General features: G+C 38.3%; 14 protein-coding genes. 3 read left to right on the top strand and 11 right to left on the bottom strand.

The genetic code is table 11. From position 1 onward, the window contains the following. Window positions 1–41: 41 nt before the first annotated feature. Genes mreD through HT680_RS07355 form a run of 9 tightly spaced genes read right to left on the bottom strand, consistent with a single transcriptional unit; the run spans window position 42 to window position 7,795 of the window. On the bottom strand, window positions 42–536 hold the full coding sequence (gene mreD / locus HT680_RS07315) for a rod shape-determining protein MreD (protein WP_001237918.1): 495 nt from the start codon (window positions 534–536) through the stop codon (window positions 42–44). Window positions 537–538: 2 nt separating this feature from the next. Then, window positions 539–1,354: a rod shape-determining protein MreC gene (mreC, locus tag HT680_RS07320; protein WP_001078966.1), complete on the bottom strand. Its 816-nt coding sequence runs from the start codon at window positions 1,352–1,354 to the stop codon at window positions 539–541. Between the two features lie 59 nt (window positions 1,355–1,413). Next, a complete protein-coding gene (locus HT680_RS07325; protein ID WP_000377875.1) occupies window positions 1,414–2,208 on the bottom strand; it encodes an energy-coupling factor transporter transmembrane protein EcfT in 795 nt (264 codons plus the stop codon). Further along, window positions 2,201–3,040 carry an energy-coupling factor transporter ATPase gene (locus tag HT680_RS07330; protein ID WP_000513214.1) on the bottom strand — a complete coding sequence of 280 codons (840 nt, stop codon included), beginning with the start codon at window positions 3,038–3,040 and terminating at the stop codon, window positions 2,201–2,203. The genes HT680_RS07325 and HT680_RS07330 overlap by 8 nt, the downstream gene beginning before the upstream one ends. Next, a complete protein-coding gene (locus HT680_RS07335) occupies window positions 3,025–3,852 on the bottom strand; it encodes an energy-coupling factor ABC transporter ATP-binding protein (RefSeq protein ID WP_000835734.1) in 828 nt (275 codons plus the stop codon). The genes HT680_RS07330 and HT680_RS07335 overlap by 16 nt, the downstream gene beginning before the upstream one ends. Next, on the bottom strand, window positions 3,849–4,394 hold the full coding sequence (gene pgsA, locus HT680_RS07340; RefSeq protein WP_000712144.1) for a CDP-diacylglycerol--glycerol-3-phosphate 3-phosphatidyltransferase: 546 nt from the start codon (window positions 4,392–4,394) through the stop codon (window positions 3,849–3,851). The genes HT680_RS07335 and pgsA overlap by 4 nt, the downstream gene beginning before the upstream one ends. Window positions 4,395–4,404: 10 nt before the next feature. Next, entirely contained in the window at window positions 4,405–5,229 is an 825-nt protein-coding gene (gene rodZ, locus HT680_RS07345) for a cytoskeleton protein RodZ (protein ID WP_173259329.1), read from the bottom strand. Between the two features lie 35 nt (window positions 5,230–5,264). Further along, window positions 5,265–6,548, bottom strand: coding sequence for a pitrilysin family protein (locus HT680_RS07350; RefSeq protein ID WP_173259331.1), 1,284 nt, complete (start codon window positions 6,546–6,548; stop codon window positions 5,265–5,267). Continuing rightward, window positions 6,545–7,795, bottom strand: a complete 1,251-nt coding sequence (locus HT680_RS07355; protein WP_173259334.1) for a pitrilysin family protein — start codon at window positions 7,793–7,795, stop codon at window positions 6,545–6,547. Before HT680_RS07355 ends, HT680_RS07350 begins: the two co-directional genes overlap by 4 nt. 160 nt (window positions 7,796–7,955) lie before the next feature. On the opposite strand from HT680_RS07355, the gene yaaA reads away from it, so the two are divergent. Both yaaA and recF read left to right on the top strand, forming a co-directional pair. Next, complete coding sequence (gene yaaA, locus HT680_RS07360; protein WP_000455878.1) at window positions 7,956–8,324, top strand: S4 domain-containing protein YaaA; 369 nt, start codon at window positions 7,956–7,958, stop codon at window positions 8,322–8,324. 2 nt (window positions 8,325–8,326) lie between these two features. Continuing rightward, a complete protein-coding gene (gene recF, locus HT680_RS07365; protein ID WP_173259336.1) occupies window positions 8,327–9,424 on the top strand; it encodes a DNA replication/repair protein RecF in 1,098 nt (365 codons plus the stop codon). A 49-nt stretch (window positions 9,425–9,473) separates the two neighbouring features. Here the strand turns inward: recF and guaB are convergent, their stop codons facing one another. Together guaB and trpS are read right to left on the bottom strand one after the other, a co-directional pair. Further along, entirely contained in the window at window positions 9,474–10,952 is a 1,479-nt protein-coding gene (gene guaB, locus HT680_RS07370; protein ID WP_173259338.1) for an IMP dehydrogenase, read from the bottom strand. A gap of 171 nt (window positions 10,953–11,123) precedes the next feature. Continuing rightward, window positions 11,124–12,149: a tryptophan--tRNA ligase gene (gene trpS / locus HT680_RS07375; RefSeq protein WP_173259340.1), complete on the bottom strand. Its 1,026-nt coding sequence runs from the start codon at window positions 12,147–12,149 to the stop codon at window positions 11,124–11,126. 195 nt (window positions 12,150–12,344) lie between these two features. Between trpS and HT680_RS07380 the strand changes: the two genes are divergently transcribed. After that, on the top strand, window positions 12,345–13,967 hold the full coding sequence (locus tag HT680_RS07380) for an ATP-binding cassette domain-containing protein (protein ID WP_173259342.1): 1,623 nt from the start codon (window positions 12,345–12,347) through the stop codon (window positions 13,965–13,967). Window positions 13,968–13,985: the final 18 nt, after the last annotated feature.

Genomic DNA, 13,985 nt, shown 5'->3' on the forward strand with positions numbered 1-13,985 from the left:
CATAATAAATATTACGCCTTTGTTACATTTATATTTCTTTCTTATAGATAAATCTTTTCAAAAATAAATTGAAAAATGACAATCCATAAGAAGTTCAGAATCATTGATGGGACAAGGCTATAGACGATGAATACCGGCATGGAATCTACAGTCAGTCCTACGGCAAGAGCCAAAAGATAGCTCCCCATATCAAACAGAAAACTGATCACAATAATGGTCAACATCCTTGTCCAACGATTTGTCAAAATCACGCTGTTAAACTTGTGGAGCGAAGCACCTATCAAGATAAACAAAAGCGTGGCAATTCCAATCAAGTGGAAAAAATAGATATCATAAACCAAACCCACTATAAAACAATAGGCTAGGTAGAGATATTCCGATACTTCGATTGTCTCAAATAAGAGAAACAAAAACAGAAAATGACTGGCTAAATGAAAGTGGGGGAAAAAGGATCCCACCAGTTGTCCAATATGAGCATCAATTAGCACAACAAAAGGGAGTAAAAAGAAAATACCAATTTGTTTTAACAATCTCATTGCTAATTCCCCACTAACTCTACCACATGAAGATCTTTGATATCAGCACTTAACTTTACAGTTACCTCTCGTGTTAGATAGTCACTGCTGTGCGTTGTACCAACAATTTCTCCAACAGGAATATCTTTGACATTAAAGTTTCCTAGCCCACCTGTAGTCACCTTGTCTCCAGCACTGATGTCACTATTACTATTTAATTGACTGATTTTAAGCAGTTCAGATTCCTTGTCATAACCAACGATAATTCCGTAAATTTCAGTAGAACCATGTTGGATTTTAACAGAGATCTTATCCGTGTTTTCAGCGTTGGTTAAAAGATTGACAGTTGTTGAATGATCTTCCACCTTTGAAACACTACCAACCAAGCCCCCGTTTGCAATGGCCAACATATTTTCAGAAGCTCCTTTTAAACTTCCTACATCAATTGTTAACTCTTGCTTCCAAGATACTGGAGCACGCATAATCACATCTGCTGCTAGGGTTTTTGTAGCCTGTAATTTTGACTTCATCTCTAGCAACTGACGTAGTTGTTCATTTTCTGTTTTTAAACGTTCTGATTGATTAGACTCCACCTCTAATTGATAGAGTTGTTTTTTTAGACTCTCGTTTTCATTGTAAGTCTGCGTCAAATGGCCCAAATCCGATTTGAAAGCATCAAACCACTGAAAAGGTTTTTGAACAATTCTATCTACTAAGGAAATCCCATCTCCTAGTTTCGTCACAATAGCGCTTGAATAGGTTGTTACCAATAGTACAGAAACTGCCAGAACTGTGACAAAAACGATGATTAGATATTTTGATTTTTTAAAACGGTTCATATTCCTACCTTTTTACTAAAGATCTACTACTGTGATTTTTTATCAATCTTACGAATCCACTAAGATTTTAAGAAAAATAAGAGACATCCCAGCACCAGAATCACAAGAATCGCCAGTGTATCCTTTTGACTCCATCTCAATTGTCTATACTGACTTCTACCCTTTCCTCCCTGATAACCACGCGCTTCCATGGCTATTGCCAATGAATCTGCACGCTTTAAGCTCGTAGCAAAAAGAGGAATTAAAATCGGAATCATAGCCTTTACTTTTTGAACGATGCTACCTTCGCCAAAGTCAACTCCACGGGCTTTTTGAGCATTCATAATCCTCGTTGTGTCATCCATCAAGGTTGGAACAAAACGCAAACTCATTGATAACATGAGACCAATTTCATGAACGGGAACTTTCACGCGTTTCAGCGGTGCTAAAAGAGCTTCAACTGCAGCTGCCAGACTCAAAGGCATGGTCGTTAAGGTTAGCAAAGTTGAAAAGAAAATAATCAACACAAAACGACAGAAAATGATTCCAGCTTGTTGCAACGCATAATCCGTTATTCTTATAAAAGAAAACTCAAATAGGACATTTCCACTTGAAATGAAAAAGAGCTGAAAAAGAGTTGTAAAAGCAATCAGGAAGAACATGGATTTTAATCCCTGAATGAAAAATGAGAGGGAGACGCCCGACAAAGCGATAAATATACCTGTCGCTACAAACAGAATGAGATTAGCGAGGGGATTATTGGCCCAAAATACAATCAAAATCAGCAGGATCATGGCAAGCAATTTACTACGTGGATCCAAGCGATGAATGATGGAATCCCCTGGTATATAACGTCCTAAAATCATACTATCCATTTAGCGACTCCTTAAACTCCTCTATCTTGATTGGCAGTTTTTTAAAAGCTATACCTCTATCTGCCAAACGTTTGCAAAAGGCTGTGATTTTAGGCACACCTAACTGCACATTTTCCATAAAGGCTACATCTTGGAAAACTTCGCTCGGTTTACCACTTTTGACTAAGCTCCCCTTTTCCATAACGTAAACCTGATCAGCATACTCAGCTACATCATCCATCAAATGCGTTACCAGAACAATTGTCATTCCAGAAAGGTGAAGTTTTTTAAACAGGGTCATCAATTCTTTTCTGCCCAGAGGATCTAGCCCTGCTGTCGGCTCATCCAAAACCAAGACAGTTGGCTCCATGGCTAGCATACCCGCTATAGCCACACGTCTCATCTGGCCACCCGAAAGTTCAAAAGGACTGCGCTCAAAGAGTGACTCATCGATGCCTACCAAGGCTAACTTTTCACGCGCAATTTTCTTGGCCTCTTCCTCAGAAACTCCAAAATTTTGCGGTCCAAATGCAACATCTTTCAAAACAGTCTCTTCAAAAATCTGATTTTCAGCAAATTGAAACACTAGACCAACCTGCTTTCGAATCTGGCGAATTTCTTTATTTGTTGATGTAGGGGTAATGACGGTATCGAGAACTCGAACAGAACCCTTACTTGGTAGCAATAGGCCATTTAAAAGCTGTAAAATCGTTGACTTCCCACTACCCGTGTGTCCTACTAAAGCTGTATAGGAATTATCCTCAATCGTCAAAGAAACATCAGTCAAGGCTGATGAAGATAGGGGTGTCCCCTCTTGATAGGTAAAGCTCACATTTTCTAGAGTAATTCCCATAACTTGTCCTCTAGCTCTCCTTCTGTCAAATATCCATCCGGCAACTGATAACCAGTCTCTCTCAAAGATTCTCTCAATTGATTAGTAAAAGGCTCATCTAACCCTATCTGGTCAAGGTCATCCCGAGAAAAAAGTTCTCTTGGGTTGCTGGTTGACTCCACTTGGCCTTTTTTCATGACCAAGACACGATCACTCATCGCAACTTCTTCCAAATCGTGCGTAATGGAGACGACTGTCATCTGGTGGTATTTTCGAATCTCTTGAACTGTCTGAATCAGTTCTCTGCGTCCCTCAGGATCCAACATACTTGTAGCCTCGTCCAGAATCAAAATAGCTGGTCTCAAGGCAACAACTCCTGCAATAGCCACCCGTTGTTTTTGTCCACCAGACAAACGAGCTGGTTCTCTCTTCTTAAAGTCCAGCATACCTACCAACTCCAAAGATTCAGCCACTCTCTTTTTCATTTCTTCACGAGGAAGTCCCTGATTTTCTAGGCCAAAGGCAACATCATCTTCAACAGTCGCCCCTACAAATTGGTTATCTGGATTTTGAAAAACCATACCAATTTGACGACGCAAGTCCCAAACATTCTCAGAGGACAGCAATTGGCCATCTATCCAGATTTCCCCAGACTCTGCTTCAAGCAAGCCATCAATCAAACGGATAGTTGTCGATTTCCCACTCCCATTATGGCCTACAATCGAAAGCCATTCTCCCCGTTTCACGTGAAACGAGACATTATTAACATCATAATAATCTTGGTCTTCCTTATAACGAAAAGACAGATCTTTTACTTCAATAATTGATTTCATTTCGAACCAAATGTCCCTTTGAATACATGAGCGCTACCCTTGAAATAATCATAACCAGAGTAGATAGTGAAAAACAAAGCGATATAAAGCAACAGTTGCCCAATTAAATTCCAATGTAAGAGCAAAAAGATAATGGCAAACATTTGACTAAAGGTCTTAATTTTCCCTGGCATCGCTGCTGCTAGAACTGTCCCTCCCGTCTCAACAAGCAACAAACGCAAGCCTGTCACCGCAAGTTCACGACAGATGATAATAGCAACAACCCAAGCTGGAGCCATACCTAACTCAATCAACATGATAAAAGCTGACATAACCAACAGCTTATCGGCCATCGGATCTGCAAACTTTCCAAAGTTGCTGACTACATTCCATTTTCGAGCAAGATAGCCATCGAGATAATCCGTTATACTAGCAACTGCAAAGATGATTGCTGCCAGCAGGTGACTGCCTTGTGAATGGCCAAAAGTCAAAATAAGAATAAAGAGAGGTATAAAGAGAATTCTACCAATTGTTAATACATTAGGGATTTGTTCTTTTTTCATTGTTTCTTCCTTAGTCTGTAGTGAATGTAAGTGTTACAGTTCCAGTCTGAGTTGTCAGCTTCGAGGTGTCGATCGTTTGATTGTCCACAGTTAAAGTAACTCCCTTCACTACACCCAAAGTAATAGTCACAGGTTCTTTCGTCGAAACTGTTGTTTTTGCGTTTCTATTGTCTGATGACAAGGTCACACCACCTTCCAGCTCGCTTCCTGAAACACTAACCCAGCTAGTTACATCCGAAACTGCCAGCTGAACCGTAGCTGTTTCCTTACTCGTTTTATAGCGAGCTTCAATGCGGTTTCCTTCGCCTGACACTGTAATAGTTGATTCCGTAGTAGAAGATGGGCTAGACGTCTGACTACTAGAAGATGAACTAGATGAGGTTGTGGAACTAGTTGAGCTAACGACACTATAATTAGGCGAAGAAGGACGCGTTGGTTGAGTCTGGATATAATTCCAAACATAATAAGTCACAAAAATTAAAATCGACAAAGCAAATAGAACGAAATAAAACAAGGGGAGATAAGACGTTTTTTTCTTATTTGATCGTCTGCGACCAGACAAGTCTTCTTCATCGACATCTACCTCTTCATAAGTGATCATACTACCTGAATCATAGGCATCCAAAATAATTCGTTCATCCAATTCAACTGCCCAAGCATATTTTCTCAAAAAAGAACGAGCGTAGAAGGTACTAGGGAGTTGATCAAAATCATCTGCCTCCATAGCTTCTAATAAATTCATCTGAATATCAGTTTTTGTCTGCAGTTCTTCTATACTCAATCCCTGATTAATTCTGGCTAAACGCAGAACCTCACCAATTGTTTTTTTTCTCATACTTAGCATTCCTTCTTTCTAGGGTTACTTATCTTTTAAGCTGGAAAAATTGTAAAATCAACTAGATCACCATCATCTATCAAACGATGACCTGCTTCAAGAACATCGTCTAAAGTAATTTCTTGTAAAATTTTTGGTAAATCCAAAATAGTTTCTCCTCTGTCGACTGGTTCATACTGTGTCGCAATAAACTCCAAGGAGTTCATACTACTGAAAAATTCCCCAAACATCTCACTCTTGACAAGATCGAGATGTTCCTCTGTAAGATCTGAATCTTTCGTAAAGTTGCGAATAGCCTTTCGAAATTGATGCGACAACGAAACAGGTTCTTTCGTTTCCATCGTCAACATCACAAAATGAAAGTGGCTATTCACTTCTACCTCTAAGGACAGCGAGGCATCCAACTTCCCTGTCTCATATAACTTTTGAAATCGCTCAGAAGTCCAACCAAACATCATCGTAAACAATAATTTTAGCAAAACATTATAACGATAGCAATCTTCTTCTGCCACCTCACCTGCTCCCCTAATTCCAACAGCAAGTTTTGGTGAAGAGACTTCCATCCGAAGGCTATCTGTTTCTTTGACAGCTTGTAAAGTAAGCTTCTCCTTCCTTACTACCATGTCTTCCAAGTTTCTAAGTTTCTTTTGTGAAAAATACTTCTCAACCGTATCTACATCAAAATTGCCAACTAAAAACAAAGACATATTGACAGGTTTGTAAAAGGCTGTAAAGTTATCTTTTAAGTCATTTAGCTGGATATTGTTAATTGACTTTTCACTTCCAACAATATCTGCTGCCAGAGGAGTATTGGGATAAAGATTTGCTAATGTTGCAAAAAACAGACGCGAATCTGGATCGTCTTGGTACATCTCACGTTCTTGTTGAATGATTTCCCGCTCTCGATCAACTGACTGTTCTGTAAAATGAGCAACTGTTACCAACTCCTCAAGCAAATCCAAATTTTCTGATAAATGATCTATTGTTGAAAACAAATAGCTCGTCTTTGTAAAACTTGTAAAAGCATTGCTATCAGCTCCCAAGCGTGTAAAAGACTCCATAATATCTTCAGCATTTTCTCTCTCAAACAGTTTGTGTTCAAGAAAATGTGCAATTCCAGCTGGATAACACTGTAAACCTTTTTTAGATAGTGTAAAGCTTGTGTCTACTGATCCAAATCGAACTGTTATAACTCCGTAAACTTCATTAAATTGTTTCTTAGGAAGGAGAGAAACTATCAATCCATTTGATAGACGAGTCTGATAGACCGTCTCCTTTACAGCAGGATAGTATTTTTCTTCAAAGATAACTGATGTCATTCTATTCCTTCCATAAAGTATATTGCTTGTAACCGAACACTATTTGCTGCTTTGCAGATAGCTTCTTTATCAACTTGATTTAATTTTTCAATCCAATTGTCAAAATCTGATGTAGATTTCCCCAACAAACTATTCAAGTAAACTCGCTCGATTAGTGAGCTCTGACTATCTTGCGCAAGCAACAAGGTTCTGCGAATCATCTCCTTGGTCTGTTCAATCTCCAAATCTGTAAAATTACCTTTTTTTAGTTCAAGTAATTGATGATTCATCAATTTTCTGGCTTGATTGCGCTTTTCCCGATCAATGCCAGCATACATCCTCAATTGACCACTAAATAAATCCAATTGACTGGAGATAGTGTAGGCTAGACCAGTATTTTCCCGAACATTTGTAAAAAGCTTAGAATGAGCAAAACCACCTAATAGACCATTCATTACTACCATGGCCAAATGATGCTTGTCTCCATAGCTCGTAGAACAATGGTAAGCCAATTCCAAAACGGATTGGCCCACATTCTTACGAACCATTCCTTCCCGAAGGACATTTGAATATGGTTGTTGGTACTGAGGCGTGACATCGATTTGACGCCCTGTAAAGGAGAATGATCTCAACCACTCCTCCACTTCAACTTCATTAAAATCACCCAAGAAAAAGAAATCAATCCGATCTTTGTTGAGAGCATCTTGAAAGCAAGTGTAGCTACTTCCCGGAGACTCATTTGAAATGCGATTTCGTAAATCACTATATCTCAATTGAAGACGTTCATCATGAAAGAACAAGTTATCCAATTCCTTATGAGCAAAATAAAATGAATCATCCATATCAGTAGCTAAACTAGCCAATAACTGTTTTCTTTCAATTTCAAATAAGGCTGGCTCAAAAGCACCATCTTGAGCTAAGGGGGCAAATAAAGTCTGTCTCACCAGTTCAAAAATTTGAGAAGTCAAGACATTCTTTTTACTTAAAAAATCATCCCTCACATAGGTAAATGTTAGGTCAAGAATATGTACCTGTCCCCTACGATAAGCACTCGTAGAAATATCTGTTCCATATAAACTTGCCAAGTATCTGCGAAAAGCTTGAGATGTTGGGTGAGCTTTATTGGCAGTTTCCAACATACTTGCACTTAACATGCGTCCTGCTATTGTCTCAAGAGATAAGGGAGCAGTAAAACGAATAGTGATTTTATTTGTTTTAAACTTTTTGGATTGAACAAAATGTGCTGAAATTCCAGACACCAACTCCATACCTTACCTCCTTACATATAGAGTTCTATTATATCACGAAAATCAAAATTTTTCTTGTTCTCTTTATAGCTTTCAAAAGTAAAATCGTTTTCATTTTGAGTGACTTTCCTTCAGTTATTTCAGGGAAAATATGGTATAATACCTTAGATTGAGGTGAATTATGGAATACAAATTATTTGAAGAATTTATTACGCTCCAAGCTCTCCTAAAAGAGCTTGGAATTATACAAAGCGGCGGTGCTATCAAATCCTTTCTAATAGAGCATCAAGTTTACTTTAATGGTGAATTAGAAAGTAGACGTGGGAAAAAAATCCGTATTGGAGATACGATTGACATCCCTGATTTAAAAATTGACATCACCTTGACACAACCAAGTTTAAAAGAGCAAGAAGAATACCAAGCAGATAAGATTGAAAAAGAGCGGATTGCTAAACTTGTCAAAGAGATGAACAAGGGTGTAAAGAAAGAAAAACAAAAAACTACTTCATCACCTAAAGCCAAACAAGCTCCACGTTTTCCAGGAAGATAACTATGTGGCTTCAACATTTAACAATTAAGACCTTTCGAAATTACAAAGAGGCAAAAATTGATTTTAATCCAAAATTAAACGTCTTTTTAGGCCAAAATGCGCAAGGAAAGACCAATATTCTAGAAGCAATCTATTTCTTAGCTTTGACACGTAGTCATCGTACTCGGACAGATAAAAATCTCATTCATTTTGATGAAGAGCAACTTCATCTTTCTGGCTTGCTACAGAAAAAAACAGGTTCTATACCTCTAGAAATTGATTTAACACCAAAAGGGCGTGTGACTAAAGTCAATCACTTAAAACAAGCTCGCCTCTCAGACTATATCGGACATATGAATGTGGTTCTCTTCGCACCTGAAGATCTCCAGTTAATTAAAGGAGCGCCCTCCGTTCGTCGAAAGTTTATAGATATAGAACTGGGACAAATTAAACTAATCTACTTGTCAGACTTGTCAAACTACAATCATATACTAAAGCAGAGAAATACCTACCTAAAATCCAGCCAAAAGATTGATGAAACATTTCTGTCAGTCTTAGATGATCAGTTAGTAGAGTATGGTTGTCGCGTTATAAAGCATCGGATAAAATTCATTAAAGACTTAGAGAAATTTGGTCAAAAAAAACACTTAGAAATTTCAAATCAATTAGAAGAGTTGTCAATATCTTATCAATCATCTATCAACTTCAATGATGAAGAACAGCTAACAAGTTCTTTTAAAATTGCTTTGGAGAAAAGCAGATCAAGAGATTTGTTCAAAAAGAATACTGGTGTCGGCCCTCATCGAGATGACATTACTTTCTATATCAATGGTATAGATGCTAGTTTTGGAAGTCAAGGTCAACATCGTAGTCTTGTACTCTCTATAAAATTAGCAGAAATAGAGTTAATGGAAAGTATTACTAAAGAATCTCCAATATTACTACTTGACGATGTTATGAGCGAACTTGACAACACTAGACAACTAAAATTATTAGAAACGATTTCACAATCTATCCAAACCTTTATCACAACAACAAGTTTAGACCACTTGCAAAATTTGCCAGAAAATCTTAGTATCTTCAATATCCAAAATGGTAAAGTATCTGTAAACCCATATTGACAACTTTGTAAACAAAAAGAACTCCTGAAATTCAGGAGTTCTTTTCTTCTTACATAGAGTAGTTTGGCGCCTCATTAGTGATTTGTACATCATGAGGATGGCTTTCTTTCAAACCTGCACCCGACATTTCAATAAATTGAGCGTTGTCATGCAATTCTTTAAGGTTAGCTGCACCACAGTAACCCATACCAGAGCGAATACCACCAATCATTTGGAAGACAATATCAGCTGCTGCGCCTTTATAGGCTACGCGACCTTCAATTCCTTCTGGAACAAGTTTGTTCGCTTCATTGACAGAACCTTGGAAGTAACGATCACTTGAACCTTTCTTCATTGCAGCGATTGATCCCATACCACGGTAAGTCTTAAACTTACGTCCTTGGAAGATTTCAGTTTCACCTGGTGCTTCGTCTGTTCCAGCAAACATTGATCCAAGCATAACTGCATTTCCACCTGCAGCAAGGGCTTTTACAATATCTCCAGAATACTTGATTCCACCATCAGCAATAATCGTTTTTCCATATTCGCGCGCAACTGCTGCTGCATCATAGATTGCTGTCACTTGTGGGACACCCACTCCTGCAATCACACGAGTGGTACAGATAGAACCTGGTCCGATACCGACTTTAACAACATCTACACCTGCATCATAAAGAGCACGCGCACCTTCTGCAGTGGCAATATTACCCGCAATCAAAGTGCGGTCTGGGAAGTGAGCACGAATTTCAGCAATTTTACGTAGAACACCAGCAGAGTGACCATGGGCAGTATCAATAACAATTGCATCAGCTCCTGCTTCAAAAAGAGCCTCTGCACGTTCAAATGTATCTGAAGTAACACCTACAGCACCTGCAACTAAGAGACGACCAAACTCATCTTTAGCAGCATTTGGAAACTCAATCACTTTTTCAATATCTTTGATAGTAATCAAGCCAGAAAGACGACCTTCTTCGTCTACCAAAGGAAGTTTTTCAATACGGTGTTCTTGAAGAATGCTTTCAGCTGTTGCAAGATCTGTACCCACAGGAGCAGTAACAAGATTTTCACTGGTCATGTGGTTTGAGATTGGCTGATTGTAATCTGAAATAAAGCGAAGATCTCGGTTTGTCAAAATACCAACCAATTTACGATTTTCAAGTGTTTCCACAACTGGAATACCACTGATACGGTAGCGTCCCATCAGTTCGTCCGCTTCAGCAATAGTGTGTTCTGGAGTCAAGAAGAATGGATCAATAATAACACCATTTTCAGAACGTTTTACCTTGCGAACTTCATCTGCCTGTTGCGCAATAGACATATTTTTATGGATTACTCCAAGACCACCTGCACGAGCAATAGCAATGGCCATTTGACTTTCTGTGACTGTATCCATCGCGGCTGTTATAATTGGGATATTTAAAGTCAGATTATCTGCCAATTTTGTTGTTAAATCTGCATCATTAGGCAACACATGACTTTCTGCTGGAATGAGCAATACATCATCAAAGGTAAAACCTTTTTTCAAAAATTTAGTATCCCAATTAGACATTGAAGTTTCCTCTTTTCTTTCTTTTCTTTCTTTTTGAGCTTGACTCTTTTTGTATTGTATCTATCATACCATTCTATGAAAATTTGTCAATTATATTTATAACAGAAAACATAAAAAAACTATCCCTGTGATTCTATGGAAGAGATAGTTTTACGATTCATATTTTATCTATTATTTAAAATAATTTAGTCCCATTGCTCCCTTAACTTCAGATAGAGTTTGCCCTGCAACCTCACGAGCTTTTTCACTACCTTTTTGAAGCATATTGTACACTTCACCCATATCCTTAGCAAATTCGATACGGCGCTCACGAATAGGACCAAGTTCGCGTTCGAGTATTTCAAGTAGATAACGTTTCGTCTTCACATCACCAAGACCACCACGTTGATAATGTTCTTTCATATCCGCAATGTCTTGAGCATCTTCAGGACGACCAAAAACATCTAGATAATGGAAAACCATATTTCCTTCAATCTTACCTGGATCCTCGACTCGAATATGGTCTGGATCAGTATACATGCTCATGACTTTTTTACGCAAGGTATCCGCATCATCGGCTAGATAAATACCATTATTAAGGGATTTAGACATCTTGGCATTTCCATCTAAACCAGGCAAACGTCCTGCTCTCTCATTTTCTGGATAAATACCTTCCGGTTCCACCAAGACATCACAGTTATATGCGTTGTTAAAAGAACGAACAATCTCACGAGTCTGTTCAATCATTGGTTTTTGGTCTGTTCCTACAGGAACATAATTGGCCTTGAAAGCTGTGATATCAGCTGCTTGCGCAATTGGATAAACCAAAAATCCTGTCGGAATACTTTCTCCAAATCCTTTCTGAGCAATCTCTGTTTTCACTGTAGGATTGCGCTCTAAACGTGCTAGTGACACCAAATTCATATAGTACATAGACAGTTCAGCTAACTCTGGAATCTGACTTTGAATAAAAATGGTTGATTTACTTGGATCCAATCCAACTGCTAGATAATCTAAGGCAACATTCCCAATCGATTCTACAATCGTTTGAAGGTCTTTGGCGTGATCTGTCAAGGCTTGTTGGTCCGCCAAAAAAACAAACATGTCATACTTGTCTTCTTCCTGCAGCAATACTCTATTTTTAAGACTCCCAACATAATGTCCAATATGCAGTTTTCCTGTTGGGCGATCTCCTGTTAAAATAATGGGTTTCGTCATTCTTTTCTCCTTCGAAATGGTCTCTTCAATTATAGCATTTTTTTGTTAAAATAACAGAAAATTATTTAAATCAAATAACTAACTCGTTGTAAATAAACCTGTAAAATTAATTGACACAAAATTGACAGATAAAAATTTGAATATTTCTCTCTTTTCTAGTAGAATAAATGTATTACATATTATAGGAGAAAAACATTGCTTACAGTATCTGATGTTTCACTACGTTTTAGTGATCGCAAACTTTTTGATGATGTCAATATCAAATTTACAGAAGGAAATACATACGGATTAATTGGTGCTAATGGTGCTGGGAAGTCTACATTCTTAAAAATCTTAGCTGGTGATATCGAGCCTACAACTGGTCACATCTCTCTTGGTCCAGATGAACGTCTCTCTGTTCTCCGTCAAAATCATTTTGACTATGAAGATGAGCGAGTTATTGATGTCGTCATTATGGGAAATGAAAAACTTTACAACATCATGAAAGAAAAAGACGCCATTTACATGAAGGAAGATTTTTCAGATGAAGATGGTGTTCGTGCAGCCGAACTTGAAGGTGAATTTGCTGAACTTGGAGGTTGGGAAGCAGAAAGTGAAGCATCTCAATTACTTCAAAACCTAAATATTCCAGAAGAATTGCACTACCAAAACATGAGCGAATTGGCCAATGGTGAAAAAGTGAAGGTTCTCCTTGCCAAAGCACTTTTTGGCAAACCAGATGTTCTTCTCTTGGACGAGCCGACCAACGGGTTGGACATCCAATCTATTACTTGGCTAGAAGACTTCTTGATTGACTTTGATAACACCGTTATCGTTGTATCCCATGACCGTCACTTCTTAAACAAAGTATGTACTCACATGGCCGACCTTGACTTTGGAAAAATCAAACTCTATGTCGGAAACTATGACTTCTGGAAGGAATCTTCTGAGCTTGCGGCTAAATTGCTAGCAGACCGTAATGCCAAGGCAGAAGAAAAAATTAAGCAATTGCAAGAATTCGTTGCTCGATTCTCTGCCAACGCTTCTAAGTCAAGACAGGCAACGTCTCGTAAAAAAATGCTTGACAAGATTGAATTAGAAGAGATTGTTCCATCTAGTCGTAAATATCCATTTATCAACTTTAAAGCAGAACGTGAGATTGGTAATGATCTCTTGACAGTTGAAAATCTTTCTGTCAAGATTGACGGTGAAACTATTCTTGACAACATCAGCTTTATCTTACGTCCAGGTGATAAGACTGCTCTTATCGGACAAAATGATATCCAAACTACTGCATTAATTCGTGCAATCATGGGTGACATCGACTATGAAGGAACTGTCAAGTGGGGAGTTACTACTAGCCGTTCTTACTTGCCAAAAGATAACTCGGCTGATTTTGCAGGAGGAGAGTCAATCCTTGACTGGTTGCGTCAATTTGCAAGTAAAGAAGAAGATGACAATACTTTCCTACGTGGTTTCCTTGGTCGTATGCTCTTCTCTGGAGATGAGGTTAACAAACCTGTAAACGTCTTGTCAGGGGGAGAAAAAGTGCGTGTCATGCTTTCAAAACTCATGCTCTTGAAATCAAATGTCCTTGTACTTGATGATCCAACAAATCACTTGGATTTGGAATCTATCTCAAGCTTGAACGATGGATTGAAAAACTTTAAAGAATCAATCATCTTTGCCAGTCATGACCACGAGTTTATCCAAACTTTGGCAAACCATATTATTGTTTTGTCTAAGAATGGCGTCATTGATCGTATCGATGAAACCTACGATGAATTCCTAGAAAATGCAGAAGTACAAGCAAAAGTCAAAGACCTTTGGAAAGACTAAATAAGACTTCAAAACTCA

It is taken from the genome of Streptococcus sp. 5905, assembly GCF_013276505.1.
In the GTDB taxonomy this organism is placed as follows: domain Bacteria; phylum Bacillota; class Bacilli; order Lactobacillales; family Streptococcaceae; genus Streptococcus.